This is a genomic window from Thiomicrorhabdus aquaedulcis (assembly GCF_004001325.1).
Taxonomy (GTDB): Bacteria; Pseudomonadota; Gammaproteobacteria; order Thiomicrospirales; family Thiomicrospiraceae; genus Thiomicrorhabdus; species Thiomicrorhabdus aquaedulcis.
The window spans coordinates 805,936-823,632 of sequence record NZ_AP018722.1 but is presented as its reverse complement, the minus strand read 5'-3'; the positions used below and the strand labels follow the sequence as shown (position 1 = coordinate 823,632).

At 44.3% G+C, this 17,697-nt stretch carries 15 protein-coding genes and 1 pseudogene; all 16 read right to left on the bottom strand.

Going from position 1 to position 17,697, the window contains the following annotated elements; genetic code table 11:
- Nucleotides 1–16 precede the first annotated feature (16 nt).
- Nucleotides 17–750: pseudogene (gene neuB / locus EP181_RS03640) on the bottom strand (N-acetylneuraminate synthase); the annotation flags it as partial.
- On the bottom strand, nt 747–1,325 hold the full coding sequence (locus EP181_RS03635; protein ID WP_127470448.1) for an acetyltransferase: 579 nt from the start codon (nt 1,323–1,325) through the stop codon (nt 747–749). The gene EP181_RS03635 and the pseudogene neuB, both read right to left, overlap by 4 nt.
- Nucleotides 1,322–1,537 carry a hypothetical protein gene (locus EP181_RS03630; RefSeq protein WP_127470447.1) on the bottom strand — a complete coding sequence of 72 codons (216 nt, stop codon included), beginning with the start codon at nt 1,535–1,537 and terminating at the stop codon, nt 1,322–1,324. The genes EP181_RS03635 and EP181_RS03630 overlap by 4 nt, the downstream gene beginning before the upstream one ends.
- 151 nt (nt 1,538–1,688) lie before the next feature.
- Nucleotides 1,689–2,867, bottom strand: coding sequence for a LegC family aminotransferase (locus EP181_RS03625; protein WP_127470446.1), 1,179 nt, complete (start codon nt 2,865–2,867; stop codon nt 1,689–1,691).
- The gene (locus EP181_RS03620; protein WP_127470445.1) at nt 2,860–3,864 is read right to left on the bottom strand and encodes an NAD-dependent 4,6-dehydratase LegB; all 1,005 of its coding nucleotides are present in this window, start codon (nt 3,862–3,864) and stop codon (nt 2,860–2,862) included. The genes EP181_RS03625 and EP181_RS03620 overlap by 8 nt, the downstream gene beginning before the upstream one ends.
- A gap of 563 nt (nt 3,865–4,427) precedes the next feature.
- Nucleotides 4,428–5,972, bottom strand: a complete 1,545-nt coding sequence (locus EP181_RS03615; protein WP_127470444.1) for an ATP-binding protein — start codon at nt 5,970–5,972, stop codon at nt 4,428–4,430.
- A 107-nt stretch (nt 5,973–6,079) separates the two neighbouring features.
- Nucleotides 6,080–7,411, bottom strand: a complete 1,332-nt coding sequence (locus tag EP181_RS03610) for a murein transglycosylase domain-containing protein (RefSeq protein ID WP_127470443.1) — start codon at nt 7,409–7,411, stop codon at nt 6,080–6,082.
- A gap of 76 nt (nt 7,412–7,487) precedes the next feature.
- Complete coding sequence (gene flgL, locus EP181_RS03605; RefSeq protein WP_127470442.1) at nt 7,488–8,531, bottom strand: flagellar hook-associated protein FlgL; 1,044 nt, start codon at nt 8,529–8,531, stop codon at nt 7,488–7,490.
- Nucleotides 8,532–8,533: 2 nt separating this feature from the next.
- Entirely contained in the window at nt 8,534–10,321 is a 1,788-nt protein-coding gene (flgK, locus tag EP181_RS03600; protein ID WP_127470441.1) for a flagellar hook-associated protein FlgK, read from the bottom strand.
- 101 nt (nt 10,322–10,422) lie between these two features.
- Nucleotides 10,423–10,875, bottom strand: a complete 453-nt coding sequence (locus EP181_RS03595; RefSeq protein WP_127470440.1) for a rod-binding protein — start codon at nt 10,873–10,875, stop codon at nt 10,423–10,425.
- Nucleotides 10,876–10,901: 26 nt separating this feature from the next.
- Nucleotides 10,902–12,014: a flagellar basal body P-ring protein FlgI gene (locus EP181_RS03590; protein ID WP_127470439.1), complete on the bottom strand. Its 1,113-nt coding sequence runs from the start codon at nt 12,012–12,014 to the stop codon at nt 10,902–10,904.
- A gap of 406 nt (nt 12,015–12,420) precedes the next feature.
- The gene (locus EP181_RS03585) at nt 12,421–13,158 is read right to left on the bottom strand and encodes a flagellar basal body L-ring protein FlgH (protein ID WP_232023505.1); all 738 of its coding nucleotides are present in this window, start codon (nt 13,156–13,158) and stop codon (nt 12,421–12,423) included.
- A 114-nt stretch (nt 13,159–13,272) separates the two neighbouring features.
- Nucleotides 13,273–14,064 carry a flagellar basal-body rod protein FlgG gene (gene flgG / locus EP181_RS03580; RefSeq protein WP_127470438.1) on the bottom strand — a complete coding sequence of 264 codons (792 nt, stop codon included), beginning with the start codon at nt 14,062–14,064 and terminating at the stop codon, nt 13,273–13,275.
- Nucleotides 14,065–14,094: 30 nt separating this feature from the next.
- The gene (locus EP181_RS03575) at nt 14,095–14,838 is read right to left on the bottom strand and encodes a flagellar basal body rod protein FlgF (protein ID WP_127470437.1); all 744 of its coding nucleotides are present in this window, start codon (nt 14,836–14,838) and stop codon (nt 14,095–14,097) included.
- A 383-nt stretch (nt 14,839–15,221) separates the two neighbouring features.
- Complete coding sequence (locus EP181_RS03570; protein ID WP_232023504.1) at nt 15,222–16,640, bottom strand: flagellar hook protein FlgE; 1,419 nt, start codon at nt 16,638–16,640, stop codon at nt 15,222–15,224.
- Nucleotides 16,641–17,003: 363 nt separating this feature from the next.
- Nucleotides 17,004–17,696 carry a flagellar hook assembly protein FlgD gene (locus EP181_RS03565; RefSeq protein ID WP_127470435.1) on the bottom strand — a complete coding sequence of 231 codons (693 nt, stop codon included), beginning with the start codon at nt 17,694–17,696 and terminating at the stop codon, nt 17,004–17,006.
- Nucleotide 17,697 lies beyond the last annotated feature (1 nt).

Here is a 17,697-nt window from a genome sequence, read left to right as displayed (position 1 = left end):
GCACCATTTGCTTTAACTCTTGGGGTTCTAGACTGGCTTTATGATCAGGACCAGGCAAGTTTTTATCTAAAGTGAAGTGTTTTTCGATAATAGACGCACCAAGTGCGATCGCCGCTATTGGCACTTCGATGCCCGGTGTGTGATCGGAATAACCTACGTTGACTTTAAACGCCTGTGCAATGGTTTGCATAGCGGTTAGGTTGACGTCTTGCATTTGGGTCGGGTAATCGGTGGTGGCGTGTAAAATGGTGATTTTATTTTTTTCTGTGCCGGACTCAATCAATAGACTTAATGCGGCTTCTATTTCAGCTAAGGTTGCCATGCCCGTTGAGAGTACAAGTTCTTTGTTATAACCGCCGACCATTTTTAGGTAAGGGTAGTTGGTAATTTCACCGGACGGGATTTTAAAACGCTTTAAACCCAAACCGTTTAAGAACCGAATGCTTTGTAAATCAAACGGCGTGGACATAAATTCAATTTTTTGAATTGGCAATAATCAACCAGTTCTTGATGATCCGCTTCACTCAACTCTAACCGCTTGAGCATATCAAATTGACTTTCTTCTTTACCGGTGTTTGCTGTTTGATAATCCGCTTGTTTGGCGGACTTGGTGACAAGTGTTGCCGCTTTAAAGGTTTGAAACTTTACCGCGTTAGCACCCGAATCTGCTGCCACATCTACCAGTTGTTTTGCCAATACTAATGAGCCGTTATGATTGACTCCAGCTTCTGCTATGATAAAAATGCTCATATTGCTACGGTTCCCGCTTTGATAAAAGACCTGGGTAAAAGGGATATAAATTGTTTAGTCGTGGCGTGACTGCCAATAAAGCTTTGCTCACCGACAATTACACCACCATTAATGGTTGCGCCTGTTGAAACATGACAATGGTTTTCAACAACGGCATCATGCTCTATTAAAGCTTTACTATTAATAATGCAGTTGTCTCCGACTTTTGCGGAGGCATTGACCATTGCATGGTGCATAATAATGGTGCCCTCGCCTATTTTGGCGTGTTTGGAAACATAGGCTAATGGCGAAACCAGGCCTGGCTGTTTAAAACCCAGCATATTGAGTTGATTAAATAATTTGATTTTGAGATCTGCTGAACGAATTTGCCCAACCGTGACAAACGCATAGTCGTATTGTTTTTTTAGTTGGGCTAAATCATCATCACAACCTATTACCGGATAACCTAATACATCCGTAACACCTGAGTCTTTACGGTCGATTATCCCCGCAATTTGCCATTCCCCAATTTGTTCAATAACATCAATACACGCTTTACAATGGCCGCCTGCGCCGATTAAAAGAAGCTGTTTCATGGCATAAGATTCCTGGCCGAATCTTGCTTGTTATGCAACAGCCTGACAATTAAAACCCCTTCGTCCAATACCTTGTCATAAACTGCATGACTGGTATGAATAATTCGAAAATCAGAGAGTCGTTCAACACTTTCTTGCTCAAGATGACCATCGAGGCGTCTACTTACATAATTGCCAATATTATCAAGTAAATCAACGGCATGTATGTGCATTTGGCTCTCCGAATTAGTATTTCACTTAAGGTTAAATTATAACATTTCTTAGTATATTCACTAAACGCTTGGCAAGCCATCAGGCGTTGATTTATGGCGTAACAAAGCGGTGCTTAAGCATGGACAGTTGGTTTAATAACGTCTAGACAGATTAACCGTGCGAACCCTTTTCTGGTTTTTTACTACACACCACACCGCTTGGTAAATTAACAATCCGTTGTGCTAGCCATTCGGTGTTGGGTAAATCAGTTCGCAGACAATCTTTATAAATTGGCAATTGATGCATCGGCGTCCAAAGCGGACGCGTTTGAATATTTTGGCCGTTGCTGAACTCTAAAAATGCATCACGCTCCGCTTCTGACTCGCATAACAGCGCGTTCAGCCAATAATTGGCTTGCGAATTGTTTGATTCCTTTAGCATCACCAGGCCTGGTAACTGTTGATAACTGAGCGCCCAATGCCGTTTTTCTGCCAAAAATGACGGCAATTTTTGCATCTGCGCAACACCTAAGGCGGCATTGATATTGGGCATACGCAGATTGTAAGCAGATTCATCATGCTCAAACTTCCAGGCATGCGAAATTTTTGCAGTGGTGCTTAAGTGCTTAGCACTTGCTGCCAACTCATCATCATCGGTAATTAGCATCCCACCCCCGCCGGTGGTAATCACTTTATTGCCGTTAAAACTGAACACGCCCACCTTACCAAAACGTCCGGTATGCAGCCCTTTATAGAGGCTGCCCAAACTCTCTGCGGCGTCCTCCACTAAGGCAACGTTGTGCTGGTTACATATTTCTAAAATAACATCAATTCTAGCCGGAAAACCCAGCGTATGCATTGGCATACAGGCGCGAATTACCCGACCTGTTTGGCGATGGACACATTGACCAAGTTGTTGCTCAGTGTGCTCATTTAAAAAAGCGCTTAATGATTCGGGACACAGCCCTAGCGTTTTGTGTTCAACATCGATAAACACAGGGTCTGCTTGATGCATTTTGATTGCATTGGGAGTCGCAACAAACGTTAACGATTGGGTTAAAACCAAATCATTGGGTTGAATGCCAACCACTTTTAATGCTAAATACAGCCCCATAGTGCCGTTGACTACTGCCACTGCATGTTTGGCCCCAGTAAACAGAGCAACCGCTTGCTCAAACTCGGTTACATAGGCTCCCACCGAAGACACAAATGTGGATTCAATAGTGTCAACAACCAGTGCTTTTTCGCGCGCATCAAAACAGGGAGCGTGCAAAGGAATTACGCCTTTTTCTTGCCCATAATATTGATTAATATGCGCCAACAGCAATGACCAGGCCTGGTGATTAAACATTATAAATACCGGCTTTATAGCCTTGCAGATTTTTCGGCTGGCTAAACCACTCAATGGTGCGTAGCAAACCTTGCTGTAAAGAAGTGGTCGGCTGATAGCCAGTCAGTTCAATCAATTTACGGTTATCACCCCACAAACGAAACACTTCAGAATCTTTTGGGCGTAAACGTTGCGGGTCCTGCACAAACTCAACATCAGAACCCATTAAATCTTTAATTATCTCTAAAGTATCTTGCACCGACACCTCAAAATTCGAGCTAATATTAACCGTTTCGCCAATGGTGGCATCCGTTGCCATCAAGGCCATCATGCCTTGACAGGTATCGGCAACATAATTAAAGTCGCGGGTTGGACTGGTGTCGCCTAATTTAATCTGCTTCATACCATTGGCAATTTGGCTAATAATTGTTGGGATTACCGCACGCGCCGACTGTCTTGGCCCATAAGTATTAAACGGACGTGCGATAGATACGGGTAATTCAAATGAATTATAGTAAGAAATTGCCATCGCATCGGCACCAATTTTACTGGCACTGTAGGGCGATTGCGGTTGCAAAGGATGCTTTTCATCAATGGGCACATATTGCGCGGTACCATATACTTCAGAAGTAGACGTATGCATAAAACGACTTACGCCATTTTCTAAGCAGGACTGAGCCATATTTAAAGTACCGTTAACGTTGGTTTCTACATAAGAGTTAGGCGCAGCATAAGAATAGGGAATGGCAATCAATGCCGCAAGATGAAAAACAGTATGGCAATTTTTTGTAATTTTTTTGCACAAAAAAGGGTCTCTCACATCACCAGAAATAACTTCAACTTCATTAGATATGTCCGTTGCGTCTAACCACCCCCAAGAGTTATTAGAATTATAAACAACCAAAGCCCGAACCTTAGCACCTGACCTCACAAGGGCTTCTGTTAAATGTGAACCAATAAAACCATCAGCACCTGTTACCAAAACTTGCTTGCCTTGCCAATAATTAGATTTATACATACAGCACCATCTTATTTTTTAAAAAAATTACTTAAAAGCCTTTATACGTGTAATATGCCAAAGAAAAAAGAGGAAAAATCCACCTGATTTTGACCACTTTTATGAGTGCATTCATTCGTACAAAAGTCTCACTTAGATTATGACCCTTGTATGAGAGCCACTTGAGTCCAAATAGTTTTCGTGAAAAGTCTTAAACCAATTAAAAAATTGGTCTCGCTAACATTGTTGATGCTCGTGCTATTAAAAATAGTTACCAAATAATCTGCATTGTCTAAAAACTAGACCACATCAATTCAACGGTAAATTATTCGGACCCCAAATAAAACTAAACAGAGAAAACACGTTTAAATCCGATTCGGCGGCTTAATATTTTTAGCGTGCATCACCTTCTCCAGTTAGTTACGCTAGGTATTGACGCATTTCATCCAAAAAATAATCAGATTTAAAAAATACGATAAACCTACAGGAGATGCAAACGATTAATGAGCGTCATACCACTTTAAGACAGTTGCTTATCATTGCTAACAGCCTAAAAAACCAAAAAACTAATACATTGACAGGCACTAACCAACTATTTGGTACGCTAAACTAGAAATGTTACGTAATTCTTTATCAAACCCTATTCCTACCGCGTACACAGGCTTGCCGTTATTTAAATACTTGTTGGCGTAGCCTTTGGCTTTTATTTGCGCCAACGCGTCTTCGGCGGTTGCGCCATCGGCTTTAAATTCTATTACTATTGTGGCATCGGGCAGTTTTAGGGTTAAGTCAATACGGCCTTTGCTGGTGGCGTCTTCGGCGATTAATTCTAACCCTAACGCTTTTAAATAGGCGTAAAACACGCTTACGTAATAGCCTTCGTATAAGTGCATTTTGCTGTGGGTAAAGTGTTCGTAAGGAATGCTGGCGTAGAGGGACGTAAGTTGGTTTTTGAGGGCTTCAAAATCCAAAGAAATCAATGCCTCATAAATTTGACCTTTAACCTTTAAAGGACGATCAATGGCGGTTAAATAGTCGGCAATGATGTTTAATAAGGATAAACGCACTTCTTGATTTGGCAAAGATAACCAATATTTTGGTGTGCTATCAAAATTTTCAGTCACTCGTTCAATGGTTAAATAACCGGTTTGCCACATTAGGGTTTCGAACTGAATGTGATTGACATCAAAGCTGTCTAACATGCTTCTGTCAGCCGTAATGCTTTCAAGGTCAGGTAAAAAGTATTGATTTTTTTCTAGCATTTTTAATAAAAAGGTTGGCGTTCCTGTCGAAAACCAATAATTTTCATAAATAAATTGATTGGAAATAAACAGTAAAATATCAAAGGGGTTATAGACCCCTTCGCCTAACCATTTGTAGCCGTTGTACCAGGTTTTAATTTTGTTAAAATCTTGCCCTTCTAAATGCGCGGCAAACGTGGTTTCGATATCATTTTGCGTGTAGCCACAAATGGTGGCAAATCGTGGATTAAGCGTAATGTCTTCAAGGTTGTTTAACCCACTAAATAGGCTTACTTTTGAGAATTTACTCACGCCAGTCATAAATACAAATTGAATGTATTGATCGGCACCTTTTATAACGCTGTAAAACCCTTTGAGTTCATCGCGCAGTTCGGTGGCTATGTCGGGTTTTTCGATGTTGTCTAAGATGGGCTTGTCGTATTCGTCAATTAGGATGACGACTTTAGTTTGGTATTTTTGATGAGTTTTACGAATCAACTGTTCAAAACACCCGGCTAAAGATAGGTCGGTATCACAACTAACCTCTAAAATTTCTTGGGAAGCTTTTAAAATTTCATAAATGCGTTGGCGTAATGCAGCCAAATCAGAATAACTGCCGCTGTTAAAGCTCATGTTAATAACAGGATGTTTAGGAAAAGCATACTTATCATAAATATGCAGTCCTTTAAACAATTCCTTTTCGCCCGAGAAAATGGTGGCCAGCGTGTCTAAAAATAACGACTTGCCAAAACGGCGTGGACGCGATAGAAAATAATAGGTGCCTGATTGAATCAATGTCAGTGCATGTTGGGTTTTATCAACGTACAGGTAGTTTTCTTCAATTAATGTTTTGAAGGTGGATTTTCCAATGGGCAATAACTTTTTCATTTCATTATTCATTTTCACTGTTCATGTGAATTCTCTAAGGCCTTTGCATAAAAAACTTGAACCCAAGTAGTTTTATGGCCTTCCCGTAAGTTAACGTTAAAAACGCTTTACACATTTAAATCCAACATAGCGGTGTAACGACTTTTGGCGTGCATCACCTTGTCTAGGTAGTTACGCGTTTCATCCGACGGATGGTCGTAACGTAAAATACGATAAACCTGTTGCGGATGCAAACGATTAATGTGAGCCAATGCTTCTTCGGCATTCTTGCCAAACAACTTTAAGACCGTTGAAAACCCTCCATTGTATGACGAAATGGCCAGCATCTCTTTACTTTTAGGATTGCTCACACTTTTTAAATAGTCGTGATTCAGCAACCCAAAGTAAGCCACGCCCATGCGAATGTTGTTTTGCGGGTCAAACAACTCGGCGCGCCCGGGCATGCCCTGTTTGCGATCCACCAACTCATACACATCTTTACCAGCGGTGTGCGCTTGCACTTGCATTAACCCCAACGCCTCAGACTTACTCACGGCTTTTGGATTAAAAGCGCTTTCCACTTCCATAATGGCAAACACAATGTCTTGCGACACCTTGAAACGTTCTGAATACGCTTGCACCCAGTGTTGATAAGCTTGTACCGGATTGGGCAAATGACGCTTGGTAATGGGAATGTGCACCAAGGTAAAACGCTCTTGATCGTCGCCGACTTCTTCGGCTTGATGTTTGATTAAATAATCTACGTACGCATAAGCGTCCGCTGGATAACGAATGGCTTTGCCATTTTGATCGCGCACTTTTAAATACAGCGCGGGTACCTGCTGACTTTTAATGGGTTTTAAACTTAACAACTCTTCGGCTGCGAGCTTGTCTGGGCTTAACAACAAACGTGCAATAGACCGTTTAAGAATTTGCGGAGTCACTAAGGCTTGGGGATATTCAATAATAATTTCGTGATCGTACCAAATAATAACCGGTTGCAAAGACAGTTCTTGATCAGCACTCATCGGCGTAATGGGCGTGGTAAATAAGTTAACCATGTCGGTTGATTGAGCGCTTATAAGCTCACCAGGCCTGGTAAGTTTGGACGAATAGTCGTTTTCTATGTTAGCGCTAGCGTCAATACTAGTAGGAACGTCTGCTATTAACGGTGTTGAATTTTTGACAGAGGGTTCGTCCATCACCTGCGGATTGTCAATTAATGGTTGAGTGGTTTGTGCCAGCAGCGTATTAGCCAACGCTAGGGTGGTGTGTGGTGCGGCCTCATGGTGTATGGCGCGAATGGCACCGGTAGGCACATTCGCTTGCAAACTGGCTTGCACAGCTGTGCTAACTTGAATTTGTACTGGTTCTTGCATTTGAGCAAACGCCAGTGCGGTTACTGCCAGTAACCCACCTGAAGCCAAAATAATTGACGCAATGCGTATTTGATTTTTCACAAAAAAACCTCCGTTTGGGAGGTTTTAGCAAGTCACAGGCCAAGTGTACAAAATATACAACAAGCCATTGATTTAACTACCTTAAATAATTAAACAATGACATGTCTTGTACACGGGTAAAAATTTGCTGCGCTATTTGTAAGGCGTTTTGGTTTTTGGTTAAGTCGGTAATACCCTGCACCAAATCCATGTCTTCTAAATTCATACGTCGCTCTTCTAAAGCAATTTTAAAGGTCTGCCCTGCATCAAACTGGCTTTCGATACGGTTTTGGCGTCCACCAATTTCAGCACGCACCTTTGACATTTGATCAATACCAAATGCTAAATCGTTAGCAATGCCTTCGGGAGGCTTTAGCCCCGCGTCTAAAGCATTTTTAAGCTCTACTAGCACATTCAAAATATTACTGTCTGGCGTTCCAGTCCCTGTTGGATTAGCAAAGGTAGTTTCTGCAAGGGCTGGGTCAGGCCAACCAAATACCTTATCACCATTATCAGTAATTCGAACCCTACTCGGGTCTCCTTGATCGTTTGGCAATACTTTATTGTCCGCATCAAAGCCTATTTGCACAAAGCGAGAACCAAAACTTGCTAATGGCTCATATACCGTGTCAACCGTACCATCATCAGCGTTATTGCTTCCAATATAAGCGTAGTAGCCAGGGTTATTCACATCTTCTACAAACGCTTGTTCGGCATTCACGCTGCTGCCGGCAAAAATCAGCTCGCCTTCAGAGTTTCGGTAGTTCATCATGTTTTTGGTTTGTTCTATTAACTGCCCAATTTCTTGCGCTGCCGCTTGGCGGTCAGTGGCGTTATAAGTACTGTTAAACATTTGAATAGTAAGCTCACGCGCTCGCTGTAATGAGGCGGTCACATCCTCAATGGCGGTCTCTTCAAGCACCAATTGCGACTTGGCGTATTCGCCGTTTTTGGCGTACTGGTCAATAGTACTTGTGGTGCGATTAAGCGAGTGAATTTGGCTAGTGGCCACTGGGTCATCGCTTGCGGCATTAACCCGCTTGCCTGTACTGAGTTGCAATTGCAAATCTACTACCGCATTTTGATGCTTTTGAATAGAATTCACACCTTGATTATGAAACATATTGGTTGAAATTCGCATGATTATCCTCGTACCACGCCTAACAGCGTTTGAAATAACGATTGTGAGGTGGCAATGATTTGTGCCGCCGCTTCATAAGCTTGTTGATAACGAATTAAATTAGCCGCTTCTTCGTCCAAACTTACCCCAGAAATAGACTCACGTTGCTGAACCAGCTGGGTATTTACATTAGACTGCGCTGTGTACTGAATTTCACTGCCACGGGCATACATGCCCACGGTGGTGGCCATTCGAGAATAGCCACCCAGTAAAGTTTCAGTGCCCCCACTGCCGTCTGCGTACAGTAACTTGACCGATTGTAAACTGGCCATGTTGGCCATGTTAACGTTGTCACCTTCCGCTGCGGCCGCTGGATCAAGCTCTAAAGGATCGGGCGATTGGCCACGCGCCGCAATGGCGTTGGTGTCGGTAATGGCTTTGGTAAAGCTTGCTAACATTTGCTGATGCGGCTTGACCAAAAAGCTGTCGCCAGCCACATTACTGTGGGCGCTTAAATCAAACAACAGCCCGTCTAACTGAAATGTATTGGCGACACTTCCCGCAGTAGGCGTAAGCTCTTCGCCCGTTTTATAATCGTAAAATTTATAACCGGCACCATCGGCTTTAATTTGATAATCACGTGATGCAAAGTCACCCACAGCGTCAAGCGCAGTTTGCAAATGAGCTTGTTTATTGGCAAACGTACCTGCCTCGGGCAATGTGTATGGCGGCTCTGAAACACCTTGACTGGGGTTAAAGCTTACCGAAATAGCACTGCCATCTATGGTGTTTTTGCTGGCCGCAAACACCCCGTTAATTTGCAAAGGCTCAAACAGATTGCCACCGGGGTTGCCATTAGCATCATAGCCTTGGTAGTGTTGCCAATTCATCGACGCCACCATGCCATTCAGAGTTAAGCCCAAATCATTTTGCGCTTGGTCGAGCATATTGGTTCTAACGTTAAGTACCCCACCCAACTCACCGCCAATAATACGGTCACTCACCACTTGACTTGCGCCACCCACTGTCATGTAAATTTCCATACGATTTTCATCTTCGTACGGGCTTAAACGCGCTTGCAGCGGCACAATGTTATTGTCGGCCAATAAAGGGAGCTTGCCGTTACCGGCAAAAACATCCATGCGACCGTCACTTTGCGTAAACGTTTTAACGTCAATGTATTGACTTAATTCCATAACCGCTTGGTCGCGCTGGTCTAGCAAATCGTTTGGCGGCTGTTGCGAAGCGCCTAACGAGCGTTCAACTTGCACGTTAATAGCCTGAATAGTGGTTAAGCGATTATTAATTTCTGTGGTTAACCCACTGATTTGATTGTTTATCTGGCTTTGCGTGTCGTTTAATACGCTGGTTAAGTTGCCAATATGACTTTCAAGATTACCCGCCTCGTCTAACAATAATTGTCGACTGGTAGTAGAAGTGGGGTTGTTAGCGACCGTTTGCAACGAGTCAAAAAAACGTTGCATAAACTCTTGCACACCCGCATCGTTACCAGCAATAACGCCTTCTACTTGCCTTGACAAACTTAGCTGCGATTCGTATCGACTCACCATCGAATGACTGTTAAGCAATTGCGACTCTAAGTATTGCGCATTAATACGCTCTACACTGCTTACTTGCGAGCCTCCACCCATAAATGTGGTGCCCACTGTATTAGGCGAGTTGCTCGAAATCTCGGCACGCTGGCGACTGTAGCCTTCGGTGGCCACATTGGCAACGTTATGACTGGTGACATCCAATGCCTTTTTAAAGGTGTTGGTGGCCAACGCACCGATGGTTAACATGTCTGCCATACAAGGCTCCTTTATAAAAGCTAAAACGGTTCATTAGCCGCATGCACAAAATCTGATTATAAACGCATTAGCGTTTTTATTGCTATCACAGCACTACAGCGTCACAACGGCTTAAGCGGTCTTGATAACAGTGCTTGCTCGGTAGACGGCGGCTTTAAACTTTTAGTAACGTCACTTGACTCAGCCGGCGTGCTTGGCAAGCCTGGCAAGCTGGGTGCTAACTGTTCAACTATGTTATCGGCAAACCCCAGCGTTCCTTTAGAAGATAAATTTTGAGCGAGCTGTTTATCCGACCAATCTTTGTAAAAATCGCCTTGACCGCCCTCTAGCCAACCTTCGTCAAAACTGACTTTACGCGCTTCTTGTAAAATTTGCTGCACAAAAATCGCTTCAAACTGTTCGGCCACCGGTCTTAGTGCCGCACGCTGATCTTCACGCGCTTGCTGCTTTAAATCGTTTAACGCCCCCACATCGGTGTAGTTATTGTGCGCTTTAAGCCCAGTGGACTGATGAGGCTGTGCGGTTAAACTGTTTGAACTGTTTAAGGTTGTCATGGCGTTTTACTCATTCTCTCGCGGCGTTAAATAATAATTAAGTCAGCGGTTAACGCGCCAGACTGTTTTAGTGCTTCTAAAATAGCCACTAAATCGCCTGGTGCTGCGCCCACTTTATTAACAGCTTGCACAATATCGTTTAAGGATACGCCCTCGGGAAACTTAAACATACGTCCGGTGCCGGTGTTTTGCACGTTAATGTCGGTTTGTGGCGTCACCACGGTTTCGCCGTCGGCCAATGCGTTGGGCTGATTGACTTGTGGGCGTTCGGTAATTTTAACCGTTAAGCCGCCGTGCGTCACCGCCGCTGGGCGAACACGAACGTTTTGACCAATCACCACCGTACCGGTTCTAGAGTTAACAATAATTTTAGCGGTATCTTGACCCGGCGTAACTTCAATATTTTCTAACACCGACAAAAATGACACCCGTTGATTAGGCAAACGTGGTGCCATCACCTCAACCGTTTCGGCGTCCAATGCATTAGCGGTACCGTCACCCAATAAGGCGTTAATAGAGTTAACCATATTGGTGGCGGTGGTAAAGTCGGCGTTTTTAAGATTTAAACTAATGGTATTGCCCAGCTCAAACCCGGTGTTTACGGTACGTTCAACACTGGCACCGTCCGGAATACGCCCTACGCTGGGCACGTTAATGGTAATTTTAGAACCATCAGCACCGCTGGCGTCTAAGCCACCTACTACTAAGTTTCCTTGCCCAATCGCGTACACATTACCGTCCACCCCTTTTAATGGGGTCAGCAATAACGTGCCGCCGCGCAAACTTTTGGCGTTGCCTAATGACGACACTGTTATGTCAATTTTTTGACCCGACTTAGCAAATGCGGGTAGCTCGGCGTGCACCGCCACGGCGGCGATGTTTTTGGTGTTGGTTTTTACCCCTGGCGGCACGTGAATCCCAAATTTATTGAGCATGCTTAATAGACTCTGCTCGGCAAAGGGCGTTTTGTCGCCCGAACCATTTAGCCCCACCACCAAACCGTATCCCACCAACTGGTTAGAGCGCACGCCCCCCACGTTAGCGATGTCTTTAATACGATCGGCGTAACTGTAACTGCTCCAAAACAGGCTGGCGGCTAAAATACTGACTAACATTTTACTAAACACAGTAAGATTCATGGTAAAACTCCTGGCAACACAATACGTGTCACATTTTTTCTGGGTTTTTGGTGGTGTAAAACAACGTAACACCTTGTTTTTATTATTTTTACGAATTGTCATAACGCAACTCTTACTAGTCTAAAGCATGTGGCATGCCAAAACCTATAAAACCTATAAAGCGTGCGCAGTGCCGCCCTTAACACGTGGACTAAATTTTAGACACAAAAAAGGGGCTAAACAGCCCCAAACCAGAAAAACGTTTTAAAATTAAATACTAATAAACAACCAGGCCTGGTCATAAATAAACTTCGTCATTACGGGCTTGACCCGAAATCTATTGCACCTGACCGTGGGTGTGACAGATGCCGTGTCGTAGCACGGCATGACGATTTTTTAGTAAATCACCAGGCCTGGCTAAACCCAATTACAAAGGCCAAAACTTACTTAACCACTGCGTGCCCGCGCCAGAGCGCGCGGTGTTGCCCGAAATACCCACGTCTTTATACACCAAGCGCACATCGGCCACTTTGGTGGACGAAATGGTGTTGTCTAACTGAATATCTTCTGGACGAATAATGCCGGCAAATTGCACCACTTCATCGCCATCGTGAATGGTAATCCACTTTTCGCCGCGAATCACCAAATTGCCATTGCCAATCACTTCTACCACGGTCACCGCAATAGAACCGGTTAAGCTTGAATCTTGTTTAACATCACTTTTACCCGCAAACGAGCCTTCTGAGCCGTAACCCAAACTTAAACCTTGCAAGGGTGACGTAACGGCATTAATGGCATCGCCCACCAAATTATTGGGTGTGGTGACACTAAATGGATTTTTAACGCCATAATCTTGACTGTTCGATTTATCGTACTTAGCTTCGTCTTTTTTCTTAGCCGAGATTTTTTCGGTCAAACTAATGGTAATAATGTCGCCAATGCGGTGCGCGCGCGAATCGTCAAACAACGTCATGGCGCCAGTCTGATACAACGAACCATTTTGCGGTTGCGCGGGTTTGGGAATATTAAGCGGATAATTTGGCGCATAACTAATGTGCTCTAAACGCTCTGGCGTGCTGCTGCAACCGCTTAACACTGCGCCTGTCAACATTAACACGCTGGCTAAATTCACTAACTTAATGTGTTTTTGCATTAAAGATTTCATTTTTTATCCCTTTAGTCTATTCACAATAGCCTTGCTTGTCGCGCTGCTTGCAACCAGGCCTGGTGATTTAATTACGTTATATTTGGCGTATCTTTAAAGACATTTGCACGCTTATTAAACGTTATTGTTTAAATACTGCATCATGCCGTCAGCGGCGGCGATGGCTTTTGAGTTCATTTCGTAAGTTCGCTGGGCTTCAATCATGCCAATTAATTCTTCTACGGTATTCACGTTAGACGCTTCTAGCGCGCCTTGCGTTAAAGCACCCGCTTCGGCCGTTTGTGGGTCGTTTACGTTGGCCACGCCGCTGGCCGTTGTTTCGGCGTAAAAGTTGTGCCCTAACGCTTCCAAACCAGCCGGATTAATAAAACTGGCCAACTGAATTTGCCCCACCTGGTTTTGCTCAACGTTGCCCGGCTGCGTTACAAACACCCCGCCGTCTCGGGTAATTGAAACTTCGGTAGCATCTTGCGGAATATTAATATTGGGCTCTAACAAATACCCCGACGAGGTGACCACGTCGCCATTTTGATTCACCTGAAACGAGCCGTCACGGGTATAGGTTAAGTTTCCACCCTGGTCTAATACCTGAAAAAACCCCTTGCCTTCAATGGCAACGTCCAACTGGTTATCGGTGACCATTAAGTTGCCTTGGGTGTGAATTTTTTGCACCCCAATGGCTTTTACCCCAGTACCCAACTGCAAACCCGAAGGCAAGGTACTGGTTTCATCTTGGTTGGCCTGTGCGCCGGGTTGGCGAATGTTTTGATACATTAAATCGTCAAATTCGGCTCGCCCCGCTTTATAGGCGTAAGTATTGGCGTTGGCTAAGTTGTTAGAAATAGCCGCCAATCTAAACTGTTGGGCTTCTAAGCCCGTCTTGGCAACGTATAAAGCTCTGTTCATAATGGTCTCCTAGGCCGCAGTGCGGCTACGCTATCTTAACGACAATAATTGATCGGATTTTTGAGCATGACTTTTGGTGGTAGACATCATTTTGACTTGCAGCTCGTATTTACGCGACAACTCAATCATGCGTACCAACGCCTCGGCGGTATTGACGTTACTGGTTTCTAACGCACCACTCACCACACTGACTTGCTCTTGCACCAAAGGTGCGGCATCGGCTTTTAAACGGCTAAAACCGTCTAAGCCTTTTTGTAAATCTTTAATATCGGGCTTTACCAAGCGCAAACGGTCTAGTACCACCAACTGATTGCTGGGCGAATCGGCCGGCACAATCGAAATCGTACCGTCATCGCCAATGGTGATGCTTTTGGTGGGCGGAATATTAATGGGAATACCGCCCTCGTTTAAAACCGGATTACCTGATACGTCCACCAAATTACCATTTTCAAGCACTTGCATGCTGGCGGTACGCACCAAACCTTCGTCGCCCGCTGGGGTTTGAATGGCCATGTAACCGTCCGACTTGGTGACCACGTCTAAATCACGCCCAGTGACTTTAATAGCCCCTGCGGTGTAATCGGTGGCGGGACGCTCGTCCATAGAATAGGCGCGCGACTCCCAACCTGGACCTTGCATGTGCTGGGCTCTAAAGATATTAAAATCTTGTTTAAAGCCATCGGTGTTGGCGTTGGCTAAATTGTTGGCGTTGTTAGCTTGCGACAACATCACCTCTTTAGCCCCGCTCATTGCGATGTACAGCATGCGATCCATGAAACTTCTCCAATTCAATAAAAAGTAAGGCGGCGTTTTAGATGTTTAGGCGTCTAAACAACGCACTGCCAACCCACCACCTTACCTAAACTTTAAACACGCTTTGTATGGGTCTAACGCCCTAATTTACGTGCTTACCTTTCCTTGTATGTTTAGCATTGTCTTTTTTTTGACACTTTATTTTTGATACACGAGTTTTTTAGCACTAAGCGTGCCAATTTAAGAAAGTTTTATGCTTAAGCCGCGCTAAAGGTTTTAGAAATAAGCCGATACACTTATAAGGAAAGACTTGCCATACGGCAAAAAAATGCCGGCAAGGCGCCGGCAAGATAGGTTAAAACGGTGTGCTAAACTTTTGTTACATGTTAACTTACGCGCCTACATTACAAGTTCAAGATAGTTCGGGTCAGTTCTTGCGACGTTGAAATCACCTGAGCCGAGGCCTGGTAAGTACGTTGCGTTTGAATCATATTCACCAATTCGGCCGCGGTATCCACGTTAGAGTACTCCAACGAACCCGCCACAATCGAACCAAAACCGTTGTTTTCTGGCGTACCCAATTGCACCGCACCCGACGCAAACGATTGAGCGTAAGTTTGACCACCCAATTTTTCCATCGCATTTTTATCGGCAAAGTTAGCCACCGCCAACTGCGCAACCGGAATAGAGCGTCCGTTAGAATAACGTGCCTCAATCACCCCGTCTAGCCCCGTGCTTAAGCCCACCAAGTCACCAATTGAATAACCATTTTGTGTGGTTCCACGCTGGTTATATGTGCCAGAAAATTGGCTCATGTCGGTAAAGTCGAGTGAAATACCCGCTAAATCGCCTAATGGATCGGTTGCTCCAGTCAGGGGATTATCAATTTCGAAATTTAACACTGGGGTAATGGGCGTTGCGCCAAGAGTTCCAATTGAAGCTTCATCAAACGCCCCCAAATACTGTCCGTTGGTATCAAAACGCAGTTCATAAATCTGCCCTTGAGCCGCCGCCGGAGTCGCTGGTGCGACGGTGTGACCTGTATAGGTGGTATTACCTTGATCGTCTAACGCGGTAATGGTGTACTGCGCTATCCAAGATGTGTATTTGGGATCTGTACCATTATCCACTACTGTATTTTTATAAAAATTAGCGTTTAACGTATGCTCGCCACCCAAACTATCGTGAATGGTCATAGGGTAAAAATAGTCTGGAAACCCATCATACGCGTTAAGATTATCATCGCCTGGCGTGGTTAACTTGGTTAAATCTGCACTTACAAGGGCACCGGTAGAATCTAAATTATCTACTTCTTGGCCATTCAAGTTAATGTTATAGGTCATCTCAGAAGTGGCTTTGGGTATTTTGTTTAAGGCGTCCAAATCAATCGAGGATAACGCTGTGCTAAACACCGGCTTAAGCTCAGTGGACATAGCTTCGTTTAACAAATACCCCTGTACTTTATTGCCAGATTGGTCGGTTAAAAAACCTTCTTTATCTAATTTAAACGAGCCATTTCGTGTGTATACGTTCTCGTATTTACCTGTTTGGTCTTCTAGTACAAAAAAGCCTTCGCCGTTCATGGCCATGTCTAACTCACGCCCTGTGCCACTTACCGTACCTTGGGTAAAGTTTTGCGTAATGGCCGCCACACGCACCCCAGAACCCGGTGAATTTTGCGGGCCGGAAAACATATCGGCAAACTCGGCACGTGAAGCTTTAAACCCCACCGACTGTGAGTTGGCTAGGTTGTTAGAAATAACCGCTAAACCGTTCGACGCAGCATTAATACCGCTTAATGCATTTAAATCAAATGAAGCCATGATGACTCTCCCACTTTTTTGTATTTTGTAATAAAAAACCGTTGGTTGTTTTAGATTTTTTAAAGCGTTTAAAGCGTCTAAAACCGTGTAAAACGTTTAAAATAAGTAGCAATTTACAAACCAACTTAAATTAATTTTGCGCTGTCTAAGCAAAACTCAATAAACTATTAAATCAATATGAGACCTTTGCACGAGTCAGGTGCGAAAGAAAAATGAGGGAAAATTTACCTGATTGCGGCGGAAAACGCAGTGAATAGCGAGCTATTCACAAGTTTTTCAACAAAAATCAGGTGAATTTTAACCATTTTTATTCGTGCATTGACTCGTGCAAAGGTCTCAATATAACCGTCCATTAACCGCCACTTAACCACTAATCTCACGCACCGCATCCATTTTAACGCGCTCGCCCGTGGCTAGGGTTAAGGTCATGGCTCCGTCCGAACCCACGCCCACCGAATTAACGCGTGATGGCACCACCGTACCAATCGACTTTAAATCGCCATTGGCATCGGTGCCATAAGCGGTAAGCGAATACACTCCGCCGGCGCGTAACTGATCGTTTTTGTCTAAACCGTTCCAATCCACCACTTTTTCGCCCGACTGCACATCGCCAACACTCAGCTCTTTGACTATGCCGTTGGCATCACTTACCACCACTTTTACGTCGGTAAGCGGGCTTTCACTGTTCAGTCTAAATTGTGAGGCCTGGCCTTGTGTGTGTGAAAAGTCATCCCCCACCACTTGCACGTTTTTACCTATAATGGCCGCCGCTTGCATGGTCTGCAACCCCTGAAAACCCGAGGTCATTGCCATAATAGAGGCGTTCATTTTGGTGGTGGCTTCTAACTGACTCATTTGGGTAAGGTCGGTTACAAAACTGGTGGGATCCATCGGTTTTGACGGGTCTTGGTTTTGCAATTGTGTGGTCAATAATCTTAAAAAGTCGGCCTGACCCATGACTTTACTGGGTAAAGACGCACTTGCATTGGTTGACTGTTGCAACGAGTTGACGTAATCGTTGTTGCCACTGGTAACACTGGGTAGATAATCGGCCATG

What these genes read in the sequence shown, in the direction of transcription:
- EP181_RS03585 (WP_232023505.1), bottom strand. Translation starts at nt 13,158, where the DNA reads ATGAAATCTTTAATGCAAAAACACATTAAGTTAGTGAATTTAGCCAGC.
- EP181_RS03570 (WP_232023504.1), bottom strand. Translation starts at nt 16,640, where the DNA reads ATGGCTTCATTTGATTTAAATGCATTAAGCGGTATTAATGCTGCGTCG.
- EP181_RS03620 (WP_127470445.1), bottom strand. Translation starts at nt 3,864, where the DNA reads ATGTATAAATCTAATTATTGGCAAGGCAAGCAAGTTTTGGTAACAGGT.
- EP181_RS03565 (WP_127470435.1), bottom strand. Translation starts at nt 17,696, where the DNA reads ATGGCCGATTATCTACCCAGTGTTACCAGTGGCAACAACGATTACGTC.
- flgG (WP_127470438.1), bottom strand. Translation starts at nt 14,064, where the DNA reads ATGAACAGAGCTTTATACGTTGCCAAGACGGGCTTAGAAGCCCAACAG.
- EP181_RS03615 (WP_127470444.1), bottom strand. Translation starts at nt 5,972, where the DNA reads ATGAAAAAGTTATTGCCCATTGGAAAATCCACCTTCAAAACATTAATT.
- EP181_RS03595 (WP_127470440.1), bottom strand. Translation starts at nt 10,875, where the DNA reads ATGACAACCTTAAACAGTTCAAACAGTTTAACCGCACAGCCTCATCAG.
- flgK (WP_127470441.1), bottom strand. Translation starts at nt 10,321, where the DNA reads ATGGCAGACATGTTAACCATCGGTGCGTTGGCCACCAACACCTTTAAA.
- EP181_RS03630 (WP_127470447.1), bottom strand. Translation starts at nt 1,537, where the DNA reads ATGCACATACATGCCGTTGATTTACTTGATAATATTGGCAATTATGTA.
- EP181_RS03590 (WP_127470439.1), bottom strand. Translation starts at nt 12,014, where the DNA reads ATGAATCTTACTGTGTTTAGTAAAATGTTAGTCAGTATTTTAGCCGCC.
- EP181_RS03575 (WP_127470437.1), bottom strand. Translation starts at nt 14,838, where the DNA reads ATGGATCGCATGCTGTACATCGCAATGAGCGGGGCTAAAGAGGTGATG.
- flgL (WP_127470442.1), bottom strand. Translation starts at nt 8,531, where the DNA reads ATGCGAATTTCAACCAATATGTTTCATAATCAAGGTGTGAATTCTATT.
- EP181_RS03635 (WP_127470448.1), bottom strand. Translation starts at nt 1,325, where the DNA reads ATGAAACAGCTTCTTTTAATCGGCGCAGGCGGCCATTGTAAAGCGTGT.
- EP181_RS03625 (WP_127470446.1), bottom strand. Translation starts at nt 2,867, where the DNA reads ATGTTTAATCACCAGGCCTGGTCATTGCTGTTGGCGCATATTAATCAA.